Raw genomic sequence first — 14,865 nt, forward strand, 5'->3', positions numbered from 1 at the left:
GAAGGTCATCGGCGACCGGCAGCGGACCCGCGACCTGATCCGCGGCCTCGCGCAGCCGACGCAGACGCTGGGAATGACGTTGCACCAAGCCCCACGAGCGGTGCGACTCATGCTGGCGCCGGAACTCCTCAGCCGCCTGCGAATAATGGCGACGCAACGTCCGATCCCGCACATTCTTCGTGGGGAACGATGCGAGCTGCGTCATTTCCTCATTATCCCGCACACCCTTCGATCCGACGATGCCGACCACGGGTATTTCATATCAGGAAATCATCCGGAACCGATGGGACGATAGGCACGTCCGGCATCACGAAATCAGCGGACGGGCCACGGGGCCAAACGCTTCGACATGCCGCCGACAACGCATACCGGGTTCTGCACCGTGGTCGCCGTTCGCGTCGAGCCCGCCCGGCCTCAGTGCTGGTCCGCCACGAAGGCCGATACCCAGGCCAGCGCCGAGTTCCAGTTGATGGTCAGCTCGTTCGTCGACCAGGACTGGATGTCGTCGATGTAGCAGAACTGGGCCACGCAGCCGGTGAGCTTGCTCTGCGCGTACGGGTCCTGGATCGACGAGTTGGCACCGCCGGCCAGCGAGCCCGCCGGCGGCTCCGGCAGGGAGGGGTCGAGCTGGTGGGCGTACCAGCGGCTGTGCTGGTGGTGGGAGCTGACCTCGCCGTAGCCGGTCACGTAGGACACGTTCAGGGCGTTGCGGCCCAGGATGTAGTCCATGCCCTCCAGGACCGCGTCGCGGTAGCGGCGCTGCTTGGTGAGATCGTACGCGGACGCCACCACCACCAGGTTGTTCAGGATCGCGCTGTTCGAGCCCCAGTCCCAGCTGTTGTCCGCCGGCGCGTACGCGACTCCGTACGGGTGGGCCTGCTGCAGGGCCAGGTACTTCTGCGCGCCGCGTACCACCGATGCCTGGACCTGGGCCCGCCCGGGCAGCCTGCTGGGCACCAGGGCGAGGTCGAGGCGGCCGGCGGCCGCGGTGTTGCCCCAGTCGAAGGCGCCGCCCGGGCCGAACACGTCGGCCGTGTGCACCGGCGAGGCGAGCACGAAGTCCGCGTAGCGCTTCTCGCCCGTGCTCAGATAAAGCTCGGCGGCGGCCCAGTAGAAGTCGTCGTCGACGATGCTGTCGTTGTAGGCGCCGCCGCCGTTGCCGTCGGACGCGGGGGCGAAGAGGGCCGGGTTGGCCTGGGCGGCGGCGAAGGCCGTGCGGGCGGCGGCCAGGGCGCGCCTGGCGAAGGGCGGGTCGTAGCGGCGGTAGAGGCGGGCCGCCTGGGCCGCGGTCGCGGCCAGGTTCAGCGTCGCGGCGGTCGAGACCGGGTGCAGCTCACGCTGCTGCGGATCGAGGTGGGGCAGCAACGGCAGGCCGGTCCAGGCCGCGTCGTGGATCTTGTGGTGCACCATTCCCTGGTACGGACGACCCGCCGGCACCTGCATCTTGAGCAGGAACTCGAGCTCCCACCGCGCCTCGTCGAGGAGGTCCGGGACGCGGTCGCCGCTCTCGGGGATCGCCAGCGCCGGGTTCTTCGCGTGGGCGCGCTCGTACTCGCTGAGCAGCTGCCAGGTGGAGATGCCGCCGTTGACGACGTACTTGCCGTGGTCGCCGGCGTCGTACCAGCCGCCGGTCACGTCGAGGCGGTAGTCGCACACGCCCGGCTGGCAGGGGACGTCGCCGTCGCCCAGGTTCGGCGGGACGTCGACGTGGCCGGCCGGGCGGGCGTACCCGGGCCGCAGGTCGCCGCGGATCTCGATGCCGCTGCGCTGGGTGTAGAAGAACTTGAGCGCGTCGGTGCGCAGCCGGTCGTACGCCGCCGTGCCGAGGTCGAACGGCCGGCTGGTCTGCCCGTCGGCGACCAGGGTGAAGCCGGTGCCGGCCCGGCGGTAGCCGCTGAAGTCGACGGTGTGCACGTTCTGGCCGGACGACGCGTCGACGCCGCGCGGCTTGGTGGCGCCCCGGGCGACGACCCTCCCGGACGCGTTCCGCAGCTGCCACGGCAGGGCGCTGGTGGCTTCGGTGACGAGGGTGGCGCGCTTCGGACCGGACGGCAGGTAGCCGACCTGGTTGACACGGACCCGCGGCCCGGTGTCGGGCACGTAGACCTCGGGCGGGACGCCGCCGGCCAGCGAGACGTCGTCGACGCAGAAACCCCAGCTCTCGGCGCTGCCGCCGAGCTGGAAGGCGACCTGCGCCTGGTCGGTGGTCACCGTCGAGGTGAAGGTGTACGAGTACGTGTCACCCGCGGCGGTCAGGGCGGGCGACGCCTCGAAGTACGTGTCGTAGGGCGCGACGGACAGCCCGGTGAGCGCCCGGACGATGTGCCCGTCGGGGACGCCGGAGGCGGTGAACGACAGCCGGTAGGTCTCCCCCGCGACGAGGTCGATGTCGTTCTGGCCGACGGCCACGTCCCACTTGTTCGTCGTTCCGCCGGGGACCGTGACGCAGCCCCGGCCGCCGGTGACGGTGATGGGCCCCGAGCTGGACCACCACGGGTCGACTCCGGTCTCGAACCCGCCGTTGACGACGTGTTCGACCTCGTCCGCCCGCGCGGGAGCCGACGGTACGACCAGGAGGGCTGCCGCGAGAACGACGGCGGATCCGAGTGCGCGTTTCACGGGCGTCTCCTTGGGAGCGCTTCCATAGGTCAGTGGACATATGTTGATGCGCTCGTCACATGCTGTCAACACTCGGGCAGCTGCCGGTGATCTCCACGCCCGGAGAGGGTGACGCGGATCCGACACCGGCCATCCGGCGGTGCCGCCCGTGGCGCGCGGGCAATAAGGTCAGGAGCTGTGGTGGAGCAGTACGGCCTGGGCGTCGACCTCGGCACGACCCAGACAGCGGCCGCCGTCCGCGTGGACGGGCGGATCGAGATCGTGCGCCTCGGGGCGCGCCGGGCGGAGATCCCGTCCCTGATCTTCGTGACGCCCGACGGCGGCCTGCTCATCGGCGACGCCGCCGAACGCCGCGGCCTCAGCGAACCCGGCCGGCTCGCCCGCGAGTTCAAGCGACGGATGGGCGACCCGGTCCCGGTGCTGGCCGGCGGCGTGCCGTTCTCCGCCCACGCGTTGACCGCCAAGCTGCTGCGCCACGTCCTGGACACCGTCACCCAGCTCCAGGGCGGCCCGCCCGCCGTGCTGACCGTGACGCACCCGGCCAACTGGGGGCCGTACAAGCGCGAGCAGCTCGACCAGGCGCTGCGGATGGCCGAGACCGGCCCGGTGCTGCTGCGCACCGAACCCGAGGCCGCGGCACTCCAGCACGCCACCGCCCGCCGGATCGCCGAGGGCGAGACCGTCGCCGTGTACGACCTGGGCGGCGGCACCTTCGACGCGGCGGTGCTGCGCCGCGAGGGCGAGGGGTTCCTCCTCCTCGGCGAGCCGGAGGGCGTCGAGCAGCTGGGCGGCGCCGACTTCGACGAGGCGGTCTTCGCCCACGTCATCGAGATGCTCGGCGACGCGCCGGCCGCCCTCGACCCCGACGACCCCGAGGTGCTGGCGGCCCTGGCCCGGCTCCGGCGCGACTGTGTCGAGGCCAAGGAGGCGCTCTCCTTCGACACCGAGGTGATGATCCCGGTGGCGCTGCCCGGGATCCACACCCGCGTACGCCTCAACCGCTCCGAGCTGGAGTCGATGATCGCGCCGGCGCTGGAGGACACGGTCGCCGCGTTGCGGCGGGCACTGCGGACGGCCCGGGTGGCGCCCGAGGAGCTCGACGCAGTGCTGCTGGCGGGCGGGTCCTCGCGCATCCCGCTGGTGAGCCAGCTGCTGTCCGCGGAGTTCGGCCGGCCGGTGGTGGCGGACCCGCACCCGGAGCACAGCATCGCCATGGGCGCGGCGGTCTCGACGGCACTGATCACGGGCGGCATGTCACCGTTCGCCGCAGCGGTCACCCCCGCGCCGACAGAGAAGGCCCAGCCGGTCGAGCAAACCGAGCCTGTCGAGGAAGCCGAGCCGGTCGAGGAGGCTCAGCCGCCGACCGTTGAGGAGACGGTCGCGGCGCCAGAGGTGGCACCCGGCCCCGTCCCGCCCGTGGTGACTTCCGACGCCGATCCGACGACGGTGGTCACTCTCCCGGCGACGGCGGCGACGACGGCGACGCAGCCGCTGATCGAACCGGTCACCGCCCGGGCGACTGTGGGCGCCACACCACCTCGCCCCGCGACCAACCCGGCAGCAACCATGGTGGAGACGGCCGGTCCCGCACCCGTGGCGTTCTCCCGCGGCACTGCGTCCGTCGGACGACCGAACAATCCGGCTCCCACCCAGTCCTTCGACGCCCCGCCGGCGTCCCCCGGCCCGACGGCTCTCCATCCCCCCGTATCCCCGGGCGCCCCGCAGTACCCGCCCATCTCGCCCGGCCCGCCGGTGCAGTATCCGCCGGCCACGTTCGGCGACGACGACGGCGAGCCGCCCCGGCGTACCGGAAAGCTCCTGCTCGCCGCCGCGCTCACCGCGGCCGTCATCGCTGCGGGGACCACGATCGCCGTCCTGCTCAACCAGGGCGACGACGGCGACAAAAGCAAGGACAAGCAGCAGGCCGCCGCGCCGTCCGCGAGCGCGCCGCCGTACCCGACCAAGTACGACATGCTGATCCGGGTCGACACGGGCGGCGCGGACCGGCCGGAACGCAAGTCGAAGATCATGCTGATCGACATGGAGAACGGCGACCGCAAGCCGGTCTCCGACACCGGCGGCGACGCGCTGCCCGAGTGGTCGCACGACCGCAAGCAGATCGCCCTGACCCGCAATCTCGACGACGGCACCAACGAGATCTGGATCATGGACAGCAACGGCCAGGGCGGACGGAAGCTGGTCGGCGGGGTCACCGGCGGCCGGGCGGCGTGGTCCAAGGACGACACCAAGCTCGCCTTCATGAAGAAGGTCGACGGCGTCTCGCAGATCTTCGTCATGCCGGTGGCCGGCGGCGAGGCGACCCAGCTGACGTGGTCCAGCGACGACAAGGACGACCCGGCCTGGTCACCGAAGGACGGCAAGGAGATCGCCTACTGGGTGGAGCGCAACGGACGGCGGGACATCTACCTGCTGACCGTCGCCGACCCCCAGGAGCCGGGCAAGCTGATCACCAAGGGCGACGCCGGTCCCGGGGTGGACCCCGCCTGGTCCCCGGACGGCAGCATGATCGCCTACACGCGCATCACCGGGCCGGGGCTGTCGGACATCTGGGTCGTCGACGCCGACGGCACCGATGCGGGCGCCGTCGCCCAGAATCCAGAGCGGGAGATGGACCCGTCATGGGCGCCGGACAAGGGCGAGTGGATCGCCTTCACCCGCGGCCCGCTGGAGGAACCCCGGATCGTCGTCGTGAAGAAGGATGGCTCGCAAGAGGAGGAACTGACCGAGGGCGACGCTCGCGAGGGTCACCCCTGCTGGTCCTGAGCGAGCACACCTTCACAGGTACGGGCCACTGCCCGCGCCGCGGTCCGCAGGTCACGGGCCGACAGCGGGTGCTCCGCCACTTTCTGCCAGCGGGCCAGCGCCTCCCGGGCCGCCTCGGCGACCCGGTCCGCGGGGGCGTCCGCCGGTAGCCCGAGCCGCTGGTACGCGGCCGCGCCCTCGCCACCGAGCAGCCGGTCCATCTCGGTCAGCTGCTCGGGACGCCCCGGCATCCGTCCCGAGCGGACCAGGTGCAGCAGCCGCAGCTCGACGAACTCGTGGGCGCTGGCCCGGATGCGCTCCACCTCGGCCGCCAGGGCCGATTCCGGCGCCAGGTGCTCGTCCAGGACCGCGAGCGCCGAACGGGCCTTGAGCACCGCGCTGCGCCCGGCGAACTGGGCGGCGAAGACCTCGCGCAGCCGTTCGATGCCGCTGTGCGCGGTCAGCGCCCGGGCCAGGTCCGCCGAGTCGTGCACCTTCTGCTCGCGGATCAGCCGGACGGACAGCCGTACGCCGAACAGCCCGAACCGTTCCAGTACCGCCCGCCGGTCCGGCGCGGAGGCGGCGAAGCGGTCGGCGGTCAGCAGCAGCTCGACGATCGCGGCCATCGGCTCGGCGGCGACCGCGGCCAGCGTGCGGTACTCGTCCTCGCGCAGCGTCGCCCCGGCCGCCCCGAGCAGGCCGGCCACCGGCACCACCACCGGGCAGAGCCGTCGCAGCCGAACGTCCGCGGCGTACCGGGCGGCGACGCGGGCGGCCGACTCCATCGCGTCGAGGCGGGCGCCACCGATCTCGTCGGCGCGCGACAGCACCCCGACCGCGTTGACCGGGCTGCCGCCGCTGAGGCCGTCGCCGTGGAAGGACTCCAGGAACCGTACGTCGCTGGCGTGCATGTGGCGCAGCAAGTAGATGACGGCGTCGGTCTGCGTGGCCCGCTCCCCCTCGGCCTCCAGGAACGCCATGGTGCGCAGGGACACGTCGGTCGACAGCGAGGCGATGCCCGGGGTGTCGATGAGGGTGTGCTGCCGCAGCCGGGCGCTGGGCACCCGGACCTCGAGGTGGTCGACCTGCTCGGCGGGGCGCCCGAGGGCGATCCGCACGGCGCCGGCGACCCGGTCGAAGGGGCGCGGCTCGGCGGTGCCGTCGTGCAGGTGGGCGGTGACCGAGTACGCCGGCCCGTCGGCGTACCAGGTGACGATGCGCGTGCACTCGCCGGCGTCGGTCGGGGCGAGGCCCTCGCCGACCAGCGCGTTGAGCAGCGTGGACTTGCCCGCCTTGACCTTGCCGGCGATCGCCACCCGCAGCGGTTCGTCGATGCGCCGGCGGGCGGCCCCGATCGCCGCGCGGGCCTGGGCGTCCGGCGTTTCGGCGACGGCCCGGTCGAGCAGCGCCCGGACGTCGGCGAGCAGGCTCATGAGAGGCGGTCCAGCTCGTCGCGCAGGGCGGCCAGCTGCCGGGCGCGGGCCTGGCGGGCGGCGTCGGGCAGGGCGGCGGTCTCGCGTACGGCCGCAGCCGTGGCCGCCGCGGACCGCTGCATCTCCGCGGCGCGCGCGGCGAACTCGTCGCGCAGGAACCGCTGTGTCCGCCGGACCGCCTCCCGGGAGTCGCGTCCGACGTGGAAGGTGACGTCGTCGACGTAGCGCCGCAGCGCCGCCTTGGCCTGCTGGCGCCGCTGCATCGCCTGCCGCTCGCGTTCCTGCTTGATCAGGCGCCGGCCCAGCGTCAGCCCGGCGATCACGCCGATGGGCGCCGCCAGGGCGATGTTGAACAGCGCGCCGACCGCCCCGAGCAGGTAGAACCCGCCGTACGTGACGCGGGCCGCGGTGAAGGCGCCGAGGAACTGCTGCATGCCGGAGCGGTGGAAGGTGACGTCGAGGTCGGCGACCTTGGCCAGGCCCTGGTCCGGCGCGGGCAAATCGGCGCCCAGGGCGTCCACCTCGAGGTCGAAGCGTTCGGCAACCTCACGGGCCAGCTGCTCGCTGCGGGACACCAGCAGCATCAGGTTGTCCGCGGCGGCCGAGGCGGCCTCCCGGGCGGCCCAGGCCTGGAATTCCGTCCAGGTGTCCTTCGGGTCGGAGGCGTCGATCAGGTCCTCGCCGTCGCGCAACAGCCGGCGCAGCCGTTCGCGCAGGTCGTGGTCGACGTCGGCGGTGAGGTCCTGGATGCCGTCGCCGAGCACCGTCTGCCACGAGCCGGCCACCTGGGTGCGACGCTGCTTCTCGGCGTACCGCTGGGAGAGAGCGGGTGCCGCGGTGGGCGCCGCCGCGGCAGCGTGCTCGGCCTCGACCTGCTCGCGGAGCTGCCCGACCACGAACGCGAGCTCGGCGCGCGCCGCGGCCTCGACCCCCGCCCGGGCAGCGCCGAGCACGTCGCGGCGCAGCATCTCGACCAGGCGCGGGAAGCCGGACTCGGCGTTGAGCTCGGCGTCGTCGTGGGTCTGGGCGCGCAGCCGCAGGAACGACGAGACAGTCACGATCGGGATGTCGAGCCCGGCCTTGGCGAGGTGGGCGGCGTCGAGCTCGACGATGCGCCGCCACTCGGCGTGCAGATCGGTCTTGGTGACGACGCAGACGACGGTCGGGCACCGCTCGACGACCCGGCGCAGGAAGTCGACCTCGGGCGCGGTCAGCTCCTGCGCGGCGTCGGTGACGAAGAGCGCCGCGGCCGCGGAGGCGAGGGTGGCCAGCGTCATGTTGCCCTGCGCTGAGTCGAGGCCACCGACCCCCGGCGTGTCGATCAGGGTGAGCCCGGCGCCGAGCAGTCGCCGGTCGAGGCGGATCTCGACGCCGTGGGTGCCCTCCGTGACGTGCCGGCGCAGCTCGTCGAACGGCACCGGGACCGCGGTGAGGGCGCCGTCCTCACCCGGAACCTGCACGTGTACGGCCGCCGGGGTCCCGTAGCGCAGCACGGTCGGCACGGCGGTGACGACGTCGGCGTCCACCGGGCAGACGTCGGTCCGCAGCAGCGCGTTGACCAGCGTGCTCTTGCCCTGCTTGAACTCACCGACCACCGCGACGGCGACCTCGCCGGAGCCCAGGCGGCGGGCGGCCCGTTCCAGCCGCTCGGCCAGATCGGGACGGTCGTTGCCGGCGGCCAGGCGGCGGGCCGCTTCCAGCTCTGCCGGCAGGTCCGTGGGCAACCGTCCTCACCATTCCTCGATGCGCGCCTCGAGAGGCAGCCTACGGTGCGTGAGAATGGCCGCGTGACCCAGGTTCATGTCGTCTATGCCCATCCCAGCGACCGCAGCTTCACCCGGGAGGTTCTCGACGCGTTCGTGGGCGGCCTCGACGACGCCGGGCACTCCCGCACGGTGTCCGACCTTTACGCGATGCAATTCCGCTCCGAGCTCTCCGCCGACGAGTACGAGCGCGAGTCCGGCCACCGCCCCGACGCGCGCGTGCCCGATGACGTCGCGGGCGAACACGCCCGGCTGGACGCGGCGGAGGTGTGGGCGTTCGTCTACCCGGTGTGGTGGGCCGACTGCCCGGCGCGGCTCAAGGGGTGGTTCGACCGGGTGTGGACGGCGGGGTTCGCGTACAAGCCGGGTACCGTCCGCGCGGCCCGGAAGGCGTTCGTGCTGTGCACCGCCGGGTACAGCATCGCGGAGCTCGAGGAGTCGGGGTGCTACCAGGCGATGCGGACCGTGATGGTGACCGACCGCATCGGGGCGCGGGCGAGGTCCAGCGAGTTCGTCGTGTTCGGGGGCTCGGTGCAGCGCGACGGGGCGTGGGCGGCGGTCAAGGCCGAGCACCTGGCGCATGCGGCCGAGTTGGGCCGATCGATCTGAATTCTCGGTTTTGCCGCAGGCTTCCGTTCCCGCTGATCGCCGGGGTAAGGACGAAACGATCAGGTCGCTGACCTGGGCGGATGCACCACCGGCAGATTCCCGACAGCGGCCCGGGGCGGGATCCGTGCTCGCCTGGGCGGGTGGGAAACCGTCGTTTGTGGATCGCCGCCACGGCCGCGCTCGTCACACCGTTCGCCGTTGTCAGCCCCGCCCGTGCCGCCGCCGAGCCGGTCGCGCGGGTGAACTTCCAGCCCGCCTCCTCCACCGTGCCGGCCGGGTACACCGCCGACACCGGGGCCCCGTACGACGCGGCGCGCGGCTCGGGCTGGGTCGTGCAGGGGTCCGCTACGCCGCTGGACCTGACCCGTAACACCCGCGACCGGGCCCGCGCCGGGATCGACGCACGGCTCAACACGCTCATCCACCTGCAGTACGGAGACGTCGGCGGCAGCAACGGCGTACCGACCGCGGGCGCGTGGGAGTACGCGCTGCCCGCCGGCTCCTACCAGGTGACCGTGTCGGCCGGCGACCAGCCCGCGTACGACAGCTCCCACACGGTCCGGGTGGAGGGCGTACCCGCGATCTCGGGGTTCGTTTCCACGGCGGCGGCCGAGTACCGGACGGCGACCGTGACGGTGGTGGTCACGGACGGGCGCCTGACCGTGGACGCGGTCGGCGGCACCAACACCAAGCTGAACTACGTGGAGATCGCGCCGGCCTTCGCCCTGAAGGTCAACTTCTCCGACGCGGCCACCGCGGCACCCGCCGGCTACGTGCGCGACTCGGGCGGCGCGTACACCGACTCCCGCGGGTACGGCTGGGTCCGGGCCGGCACCACGACACCGCTGGACCTCAGCGGCAACGGGCGCAACCGCAACCCCGCCGCCGGCCAGAGCGACGTGCGGCTGGCGACCCTGATGCACATGCAGCTGCCGGCGGGCTCGGCCGGCGTGACGACCCCGGGATCGTGGGAGGTGGGGCTGCCCGAGGGGGCGTACACGGTCACGGCCACGGTCGGCGACGCCGGCACCGCCGTGGACAGCACGCACTGGCTGAGCATCGAGGACCAGAACGGCGTCGCGGCGTTCACGCCCACGGCCACGGTCAAGCACGCCACGGTCACGCGTACGGTCACGGTCACCGACGGCAGGCTCACGCTCAGCGCGGCCGGCGGCACGAACACCAAGCTCGACTACGTCGACATCGCGGCCGTCCCCGCCTCGAACACGGTCCCGGCCGTCCGGACGAGCACCCCGGCGAACGGCGCGACCGGCGTCGCCCTGACCACCAGCGTCGTCGAGGACCTCGTCCTGCCGAACGGCGGCGTCGACCAGGCCACCCTCACCGGCAGCACGGTGACGCTCACGCGGGTCGGCGACGGCTCGCCCGTGCCCGCCACCGTCATCACGAGCGGCGGCGGCGACGTGGTCAACCTCTCCCCCACCGCGCCGCTCGCGCCGTCCACGGCGTACCGGTTCAGCCTCACCTCCGGGGTGCGCGACGTGAGCGGGCGGGCGTTCCAGCCGTACTCGATCGTCTTCACCACCGGGACCGGCGGCGGGCCCGGCGGCCCGGCCGCCTTCGACAAGGTGGTCGGGGTCGCGACCGGCGCGTCCTTCACGTCGGTGGTCACCGGTCCCGACGGCCGCCTGTACGCGGGCACGCTCGACGGCCGCATCCTCCGCTACCCGATCAACGCCGACGGCACGCTGGGAGCCGCCACGGTCATCACGGCGGTCCGCGACAACGCGGCGGCGCTCGGGCTGCCGGGCGCCCCGGCCCGCACGGTCATCGGCATGGCGTTCGACGCGGCGGGCGGCCTGTGGGTGACGGACAACTACCAGTACGTCGGCCCGCTGGACGTCCCCGACTGGTCGGGGCGCATCGGCCGGCTCAGCGGCACGAACCTCGGGACGTACACGCCGAAGGTGGTCGGCCTGCCCCGCTCGGTCAAGGACCACGAGACGAACTCGCTGGCCTTCGGCCCGGACGGCGCCCTGTACGTCACCCAGGGCGCGAACAACGCCATGGGCGCCGCCGACTCCACCTGGGGCAACCGCCCGGAACAGCTCCTGAGCGCGGCGCTGCTCCGGATCGACACCACCCGGCTGGGCACGACCCCGCTCGACGTGAGGACGGCCGACGGCGGCAGCTACGACCCGTACGCGGCCACGGCCCCGCTCACGATCCATGCCACCGGCGTCCGCAACGCCTACGACCTGGTCTGGCACCGCAACGGCCACCTGTACGCCCCCACCAACGGCTCGGCGGCCGGCGGCAACACCCCGGCGACGCCGTCCCCACTGCCGTCGTCGTGCACCCGCCGCGGCTACACCGGCCCCGCGGTGCCGGCGCTGACCGCGGTGCCGACGGCCGAGACCGACTACGTGTTCGACGTGAAGCCGGGCCGCTACTACGGCCACCCGAACCCGCTGCGCTGCGAATGGGTCCTGGCGGGCGGCAACCCCACGACGGCCACGGACCCGTTCGAGGTGCCGGCGTACCCCACGGGCACCCGGCCCGACCCGAACTTCGACCGCGCCGGCACGTACGACGCCGGCCTGCACGCCTCGGCGGACGGCGCGATCGAGTACCGCGGCGGCGCCCTGGACGGCAAGCTCCTGGTGGTCCGCTACTCGTCCGGCCAGGACATCGAGACCTTCGACGTGGCGGCGGACGGCTCGCTGAGCAACCGGACGACGGGCATCACCGGGTTCACGGGCTTCAGCCAGCCGCTCGACCTCACCCAGAACCCGGCCAACGGCAACCTGTACGTCACCGAGCTCGGCGCCTCCCGCATCACCCTCCTCAGGCCCCGGGCGTGACGTCCGCATGTCCTAGATCCGATCCGACATCCGGTCCCGCGCTGCGTGCCGCCGTCCCGGACCGACCTCCTCGGCTGGGTGACGACCGTGACGTTCGTGACCGCCGGCCTCATGGTCCTGGCACTGACCCTTCGTGATCACCGCCGCGTCGCTGCCGGCGCTACATTCGGCCGATGAGTACGCACGAGGTCGTCAACCAGCCCCCACCCCTCGCCGGTCACGACGTCGCCGCGGATGCCGCGCTGCTCGAGGCCGTCGACCGGGAGGGTGCCGGCTGGGCAGCCGGTGACCTGCACCGGCTCGGCAAGCTGGCCGGCGAGACCGAGCCGCAGCGGTGGGCCGACGACGCGAACCGCTACGAGCCGCGGCTGCTCACCCACGACCGCTACGGCCACCGCATCGACGAGGTGGAGTTCCACCCGTCCTGGCACCGGCTGATGGACGTGGCCGTCGGCGAGGGACTGGCCGGCGCACCGTGGGCCGATCCGCGGCCGGGGGCGCACGTGGCGCGGGCCGCCGGCGTCTTCGTGTGGAGTCAGGTCGAGGCCGGGCACATCTGCCCGATCTCGATGACGTACGCGGTGGTTCCGGCGCTGCGCCACAACGCCGAGCTCGCGGGCGCGTACGAGCCGCTGCTGACCAGCAGGACGTACGATCCCGGGCTGCGCACTCCGCAGGCCAAGCGGGGACTGCTCGCCGGCATGGGGATGACCGAGAAGCAGGGCGGCTCGGACGTCCGCGCGAACTCGACGACCGCCACCGCGGCCGACGACGGCACCTACCGGCTGCGCGGTCACAAGTGGTTCACCAGTGCGCCCATGTGCGACCTCTTCCTGGTGCTCGCGCAGGCTCCCGCCGGCCTGTCGTGCTTCCTGGTGCCGCGGGTGCTGCCGGACGGCAGCCGCAACACGTTCCGGATCCAGCGGCTCAAGGACAAGCTCGGCAACCGCAGCAACGCCAGCAGCGAGCCGGAGTTCGACGACACGGTGGGGTGGCTGGTCGGCGAGGAGGGCCAGGGGGTCCGCACGATCATCGACATGGTCGCGGCGACCCGGCTGGACTGTGTCATCGGCTCGGCGTCCGGGATGCGCGCGGCGCTCGCGCAGGCCCTGCACCACGTGCGGCACCGCTCCGCCTTCGGCGGCCCGTTGATCGGCAAGCCGCTGATGCGCAACGTCTGCGCGGACCTGGCGGTGGAGACCGAGGCAGCGACGGCGCTGGCTCTGCGGCTGGCCGGGGCCGTCGACCGAGGGGTACGTGGTGACGCGCCGGAGCGCGCCTTCGGCCGCCTGGCGGTGGCCGTGGCCAAGTTCTGGGTCTGCAAGCGCCAGCCCGCGGTGGTGGGTGAGGCGCTGGAGTGCCTCGGCGGCAACGGCTATGTCGAGGAGTCGGGGCTGCCGCGGCTCTACCGCGACGCCCCGCTGAACTCGATCTGGGAGGGCTCGGGCAACGTCCAGGCGCTGGACGTGCTGCGGGCCCTGCGGCGGGAACCCGCCAGCCTGGAGGCCTTCCGGGCCGAGGTCGCCGCCGCGGCAGGGGCCGACCGCCGCCTCGACGCGGCAGCGGCCGGCCTGGACATCCTGCTGGGCGGCGACGACCTCGAGTCCCAGGCGCGGCGCATCGTGGAGCGGATGGCCGTGGTGCTGCAGGGTTCGCTGCTGGTGCGGCATGCCCCGGCCGCGGTCGCCGACGCGTTCTGCGCCACCCGCCTCGGCGGCGACTGGGGTCACACCTTCGGCACCCTGCCGCCGGGTGCCGACACCACCGCGCTGCTCGAGCGCGCGATGCCTGCTTAGGGCGCGAGCGTACGGTGCCAGACGGCGTCGTCGTGGCCGATGACGGCGACGTCGATGCCCGCGGCGGACCCGGTCGCGGCGGGACCCGAGTTCAGCCGGCCGCCCACCGACGACCAGCTGGTCCACATGCCGTCGAAGGACTTGCGCCACAGCGCGCCGTCGTTGCCGGCCGCGAAGAGGTCGAGCCGGCCGGGCCCGGTGGACGCGACGGCGGGGGCCGACGCCACGACGCCGCCGCGGGAGACCCAGCGGTTCGACCAGGCGCCGGCCGAGTACGACTTCTGCCAGACCGCGTCGTCCGTGCCCGCGACCACCACGTCGGTGCGGTCCGGTCCCCAGGACACCGCGGACGGCAGCGAGGCCGCGTACCCGCCCAGCGACGTCCACCCGGACCAGCTCGCGCCGAGCGACTTGACGTAGATCTCGCGGTCCACGCCGACGGCGAAGAGGTCCAGCAGGCCGGGCCCGCGCGAGGCGATCGCCGGCGCCGCGATCAGCGTCCCGCCGAGCGACTCCCAGCGCGACCAGCCGTCGGCGTACGCCAGATGCACCACGTCGTCGGCGGCTCCGCGGGCGACGATGTCGATGCGGCCCGGCCCCCAGGAGACGGCGGCCGGCGCGGAGGTGAGGGTGCCGCCCAGCGACTCCCAGGTCGACCAGCTCCCGGCGGTCCGGGCCTTGTGCCACAGGGCGTGGTCCGCGCCGACGATGAACACGTCCAGCCGGCCGGTGCGGTCGGACGCCACGGCCGGCTGGGAGATGGCGGTGCCGCCCAGAGAGGTCCAGTCCGCCGCGGCGGCGGCGGCCCGCGCGGGCCGGTGCGCGACCAGGCCGGTCATCGGGTCGGGCGCCGTCCCGGCGGCCGTGGCCGTGGTGGCCGGCGCCACGATCATGGACCCGGCGGCGATGAGCGCCGCCAGCGTCGCGCGGACACGAGACCTCATGAGCGTCCTCCAGAGATAGATTGATCTCGATGCGTATCGCATCCTAGGGTGCCCGGCTCGCCCGGCGCTCGGGTGACACGCCTGTGGCGGCGATCTCCCCGACCGTCGGACAT

At 73.3% G+C, this 14,865-nt stretch carries 8 protein-coding genes; 4 read left to right on the plus strand and 4 right to left on the minus strand.

Annotation, left to right across the window (positions count from 1 at the left end; translation table 11 throughout):
* Positions 1-414 precede the first annotated feature (414 nt).
* Positions 415-2,619, minus strand: coding sequence for a glycoside hydrolase family 9 protein (locus tag AB0J80_RS27165; RefSeq protein WP_364710212.1), 2,205 nt, complete (start codon positions 2,617-2,619; stop codon positions 415-417).
* A gap of 177 nt (positions 2,620-2,796) precedes the next feature.
* Between AB0J80_RS27165 and AB0J80_RS27170 the strand changes: the two genes are divergently transcribed.
* Positions 2,797-5,403: an Hsp70 family protein gene (locus tag AB0J80_RS27170; protein WP_364710214.1), complete on the plus strand. Its 2,607-nt coding sequence runs from the start codon at positions 2,797-2,799 to the stop codon at positions 5,401-5,403.
* Here the strand turns inward: AB0J80_RS27170 and AB0J80_RS27175 are convergent.
* Together AB0J80_RS27175 and AB0J80_RS27180 are read right to left on the minus strand one after the other, a co-directional pair.
* Positions 5,385-6,815, minus strand: a complete 1,431-nt coding sequence (locus AB0J80_RS27175; protein WP_364710217.1) for a dynamin family protein — start codon at positions 6,813-6,815, stop codon at positions 5,385-5,387. The genes AB0J80_RS27170 and AB0J80_RS27175 overlap by 19 nt on opposite strands.
* Complete coding sequence (locus tag AB0J80_RS27180; protein ID WP_364710219.1) at positions 6,812-8,539, minus strand: dynamin family protein; 1,728 nt, start codon at positions 8,537-8,539, stop codon at positions 6,812-6,814. The genes AB0J80_RS27175 and AB0J80_RS27180 overlap by 4 nt, the downstream gene beginning before the upstream one ends.
* A gap of 63 nt (positions 8,540-8,602) precedes the next feature.
* Here AB0J80_RS27180 and AB0J80_RS27185 point away from each other — a divergent pair, with 63 nt between their 5' ends.
* From AB0J80_RS27185 to AB0J80_RS27195, 3 genes are all read left to right on the plus strand, one after another.
* Positions 8,603-9,187, plus strand: a complete 585-nt coding sequence (locus AB0J80_RS27185) for an NAD(P)H-dependent oxidoreductase (protein ID WP_364710222.1) — start codon at positions 8,603-8,605, stop codon at positions 9,185-9,187.
* Between the two features lie 140 nt (positions 9,188-9,327).
* Entirely contained in the window at positions 9,328-12,012 is a 2,685-nt protein-coding gene (locus AB0J80_RS27190) for an Ig-like domain-containing protein (protein ID WP_364710225.1), read from the plus strand.
* A gap of 173 nt (positions 12,013-12,185) precedes the next feature.
* Positions 12,186-13,808 carry an isovaleryl-CoA dehydrogenase gene (locus tag AB0J80_RS27195; protein WP_364710228.1) on the plus strand — a complete coding sequence of 541 codons (1,623 nt, stop codon included), beginning with the start codon at positions 12,186-12,188 and terminating at the stop codon, positions 13,806-13,808.
* Here the strand turns inward: AB0J80_RS27195 and AB0J80_RS27200 are convergent.
* Entirely contained in the window at positions 13,805-14,752 is a 948-nt protein-coding gene (locus AB0J80_RS27200) for a hypothetical protein (RefSeq protein WP_364710230.1), read from the minus strand. The genes AB0J80_RS27195 and AB0J80_RS27200 overlap by 4 nt on opposite strands.
* Positions 14,753-14,865 lie beyond the last annotated feature (113 nt).

The organism is Actinoplanes sp. NPDC049548 (genome assembly GCF_040676695.1).
Lineage (GTDB): Bacteria > Actinomycetota > Actinomycetes > Mycobacteriales > Micromonosporaceae > Actinoplanes.

Excerpts from the sequence above, each read along its gene's own strand:
- AB0J80_RS27175 (WP_364710217.1), bottom strand. The coding sequence starts at position 6,815 with ATGAGCCTGCTCGCCGACGTCCGGGCGCTGCTCGACCGGGCCGTCGCC.
- AB0J80_RS27195 (WP_364710228.1), top strand. The coding sequence starts at position 12,186 with ATGAGTACGCACGAGGTCGTCAACCAGCCCCCACCCCTCGCCGGTCAC.
- AB0J80_RS27200 (WP_364710230.1), bottom strand. The coding sequence starts at position 14,752 with ATGAGGTCTCGTGTCCGCGCGACGCTGGCGGCGCTCATCGCCGCCGGG.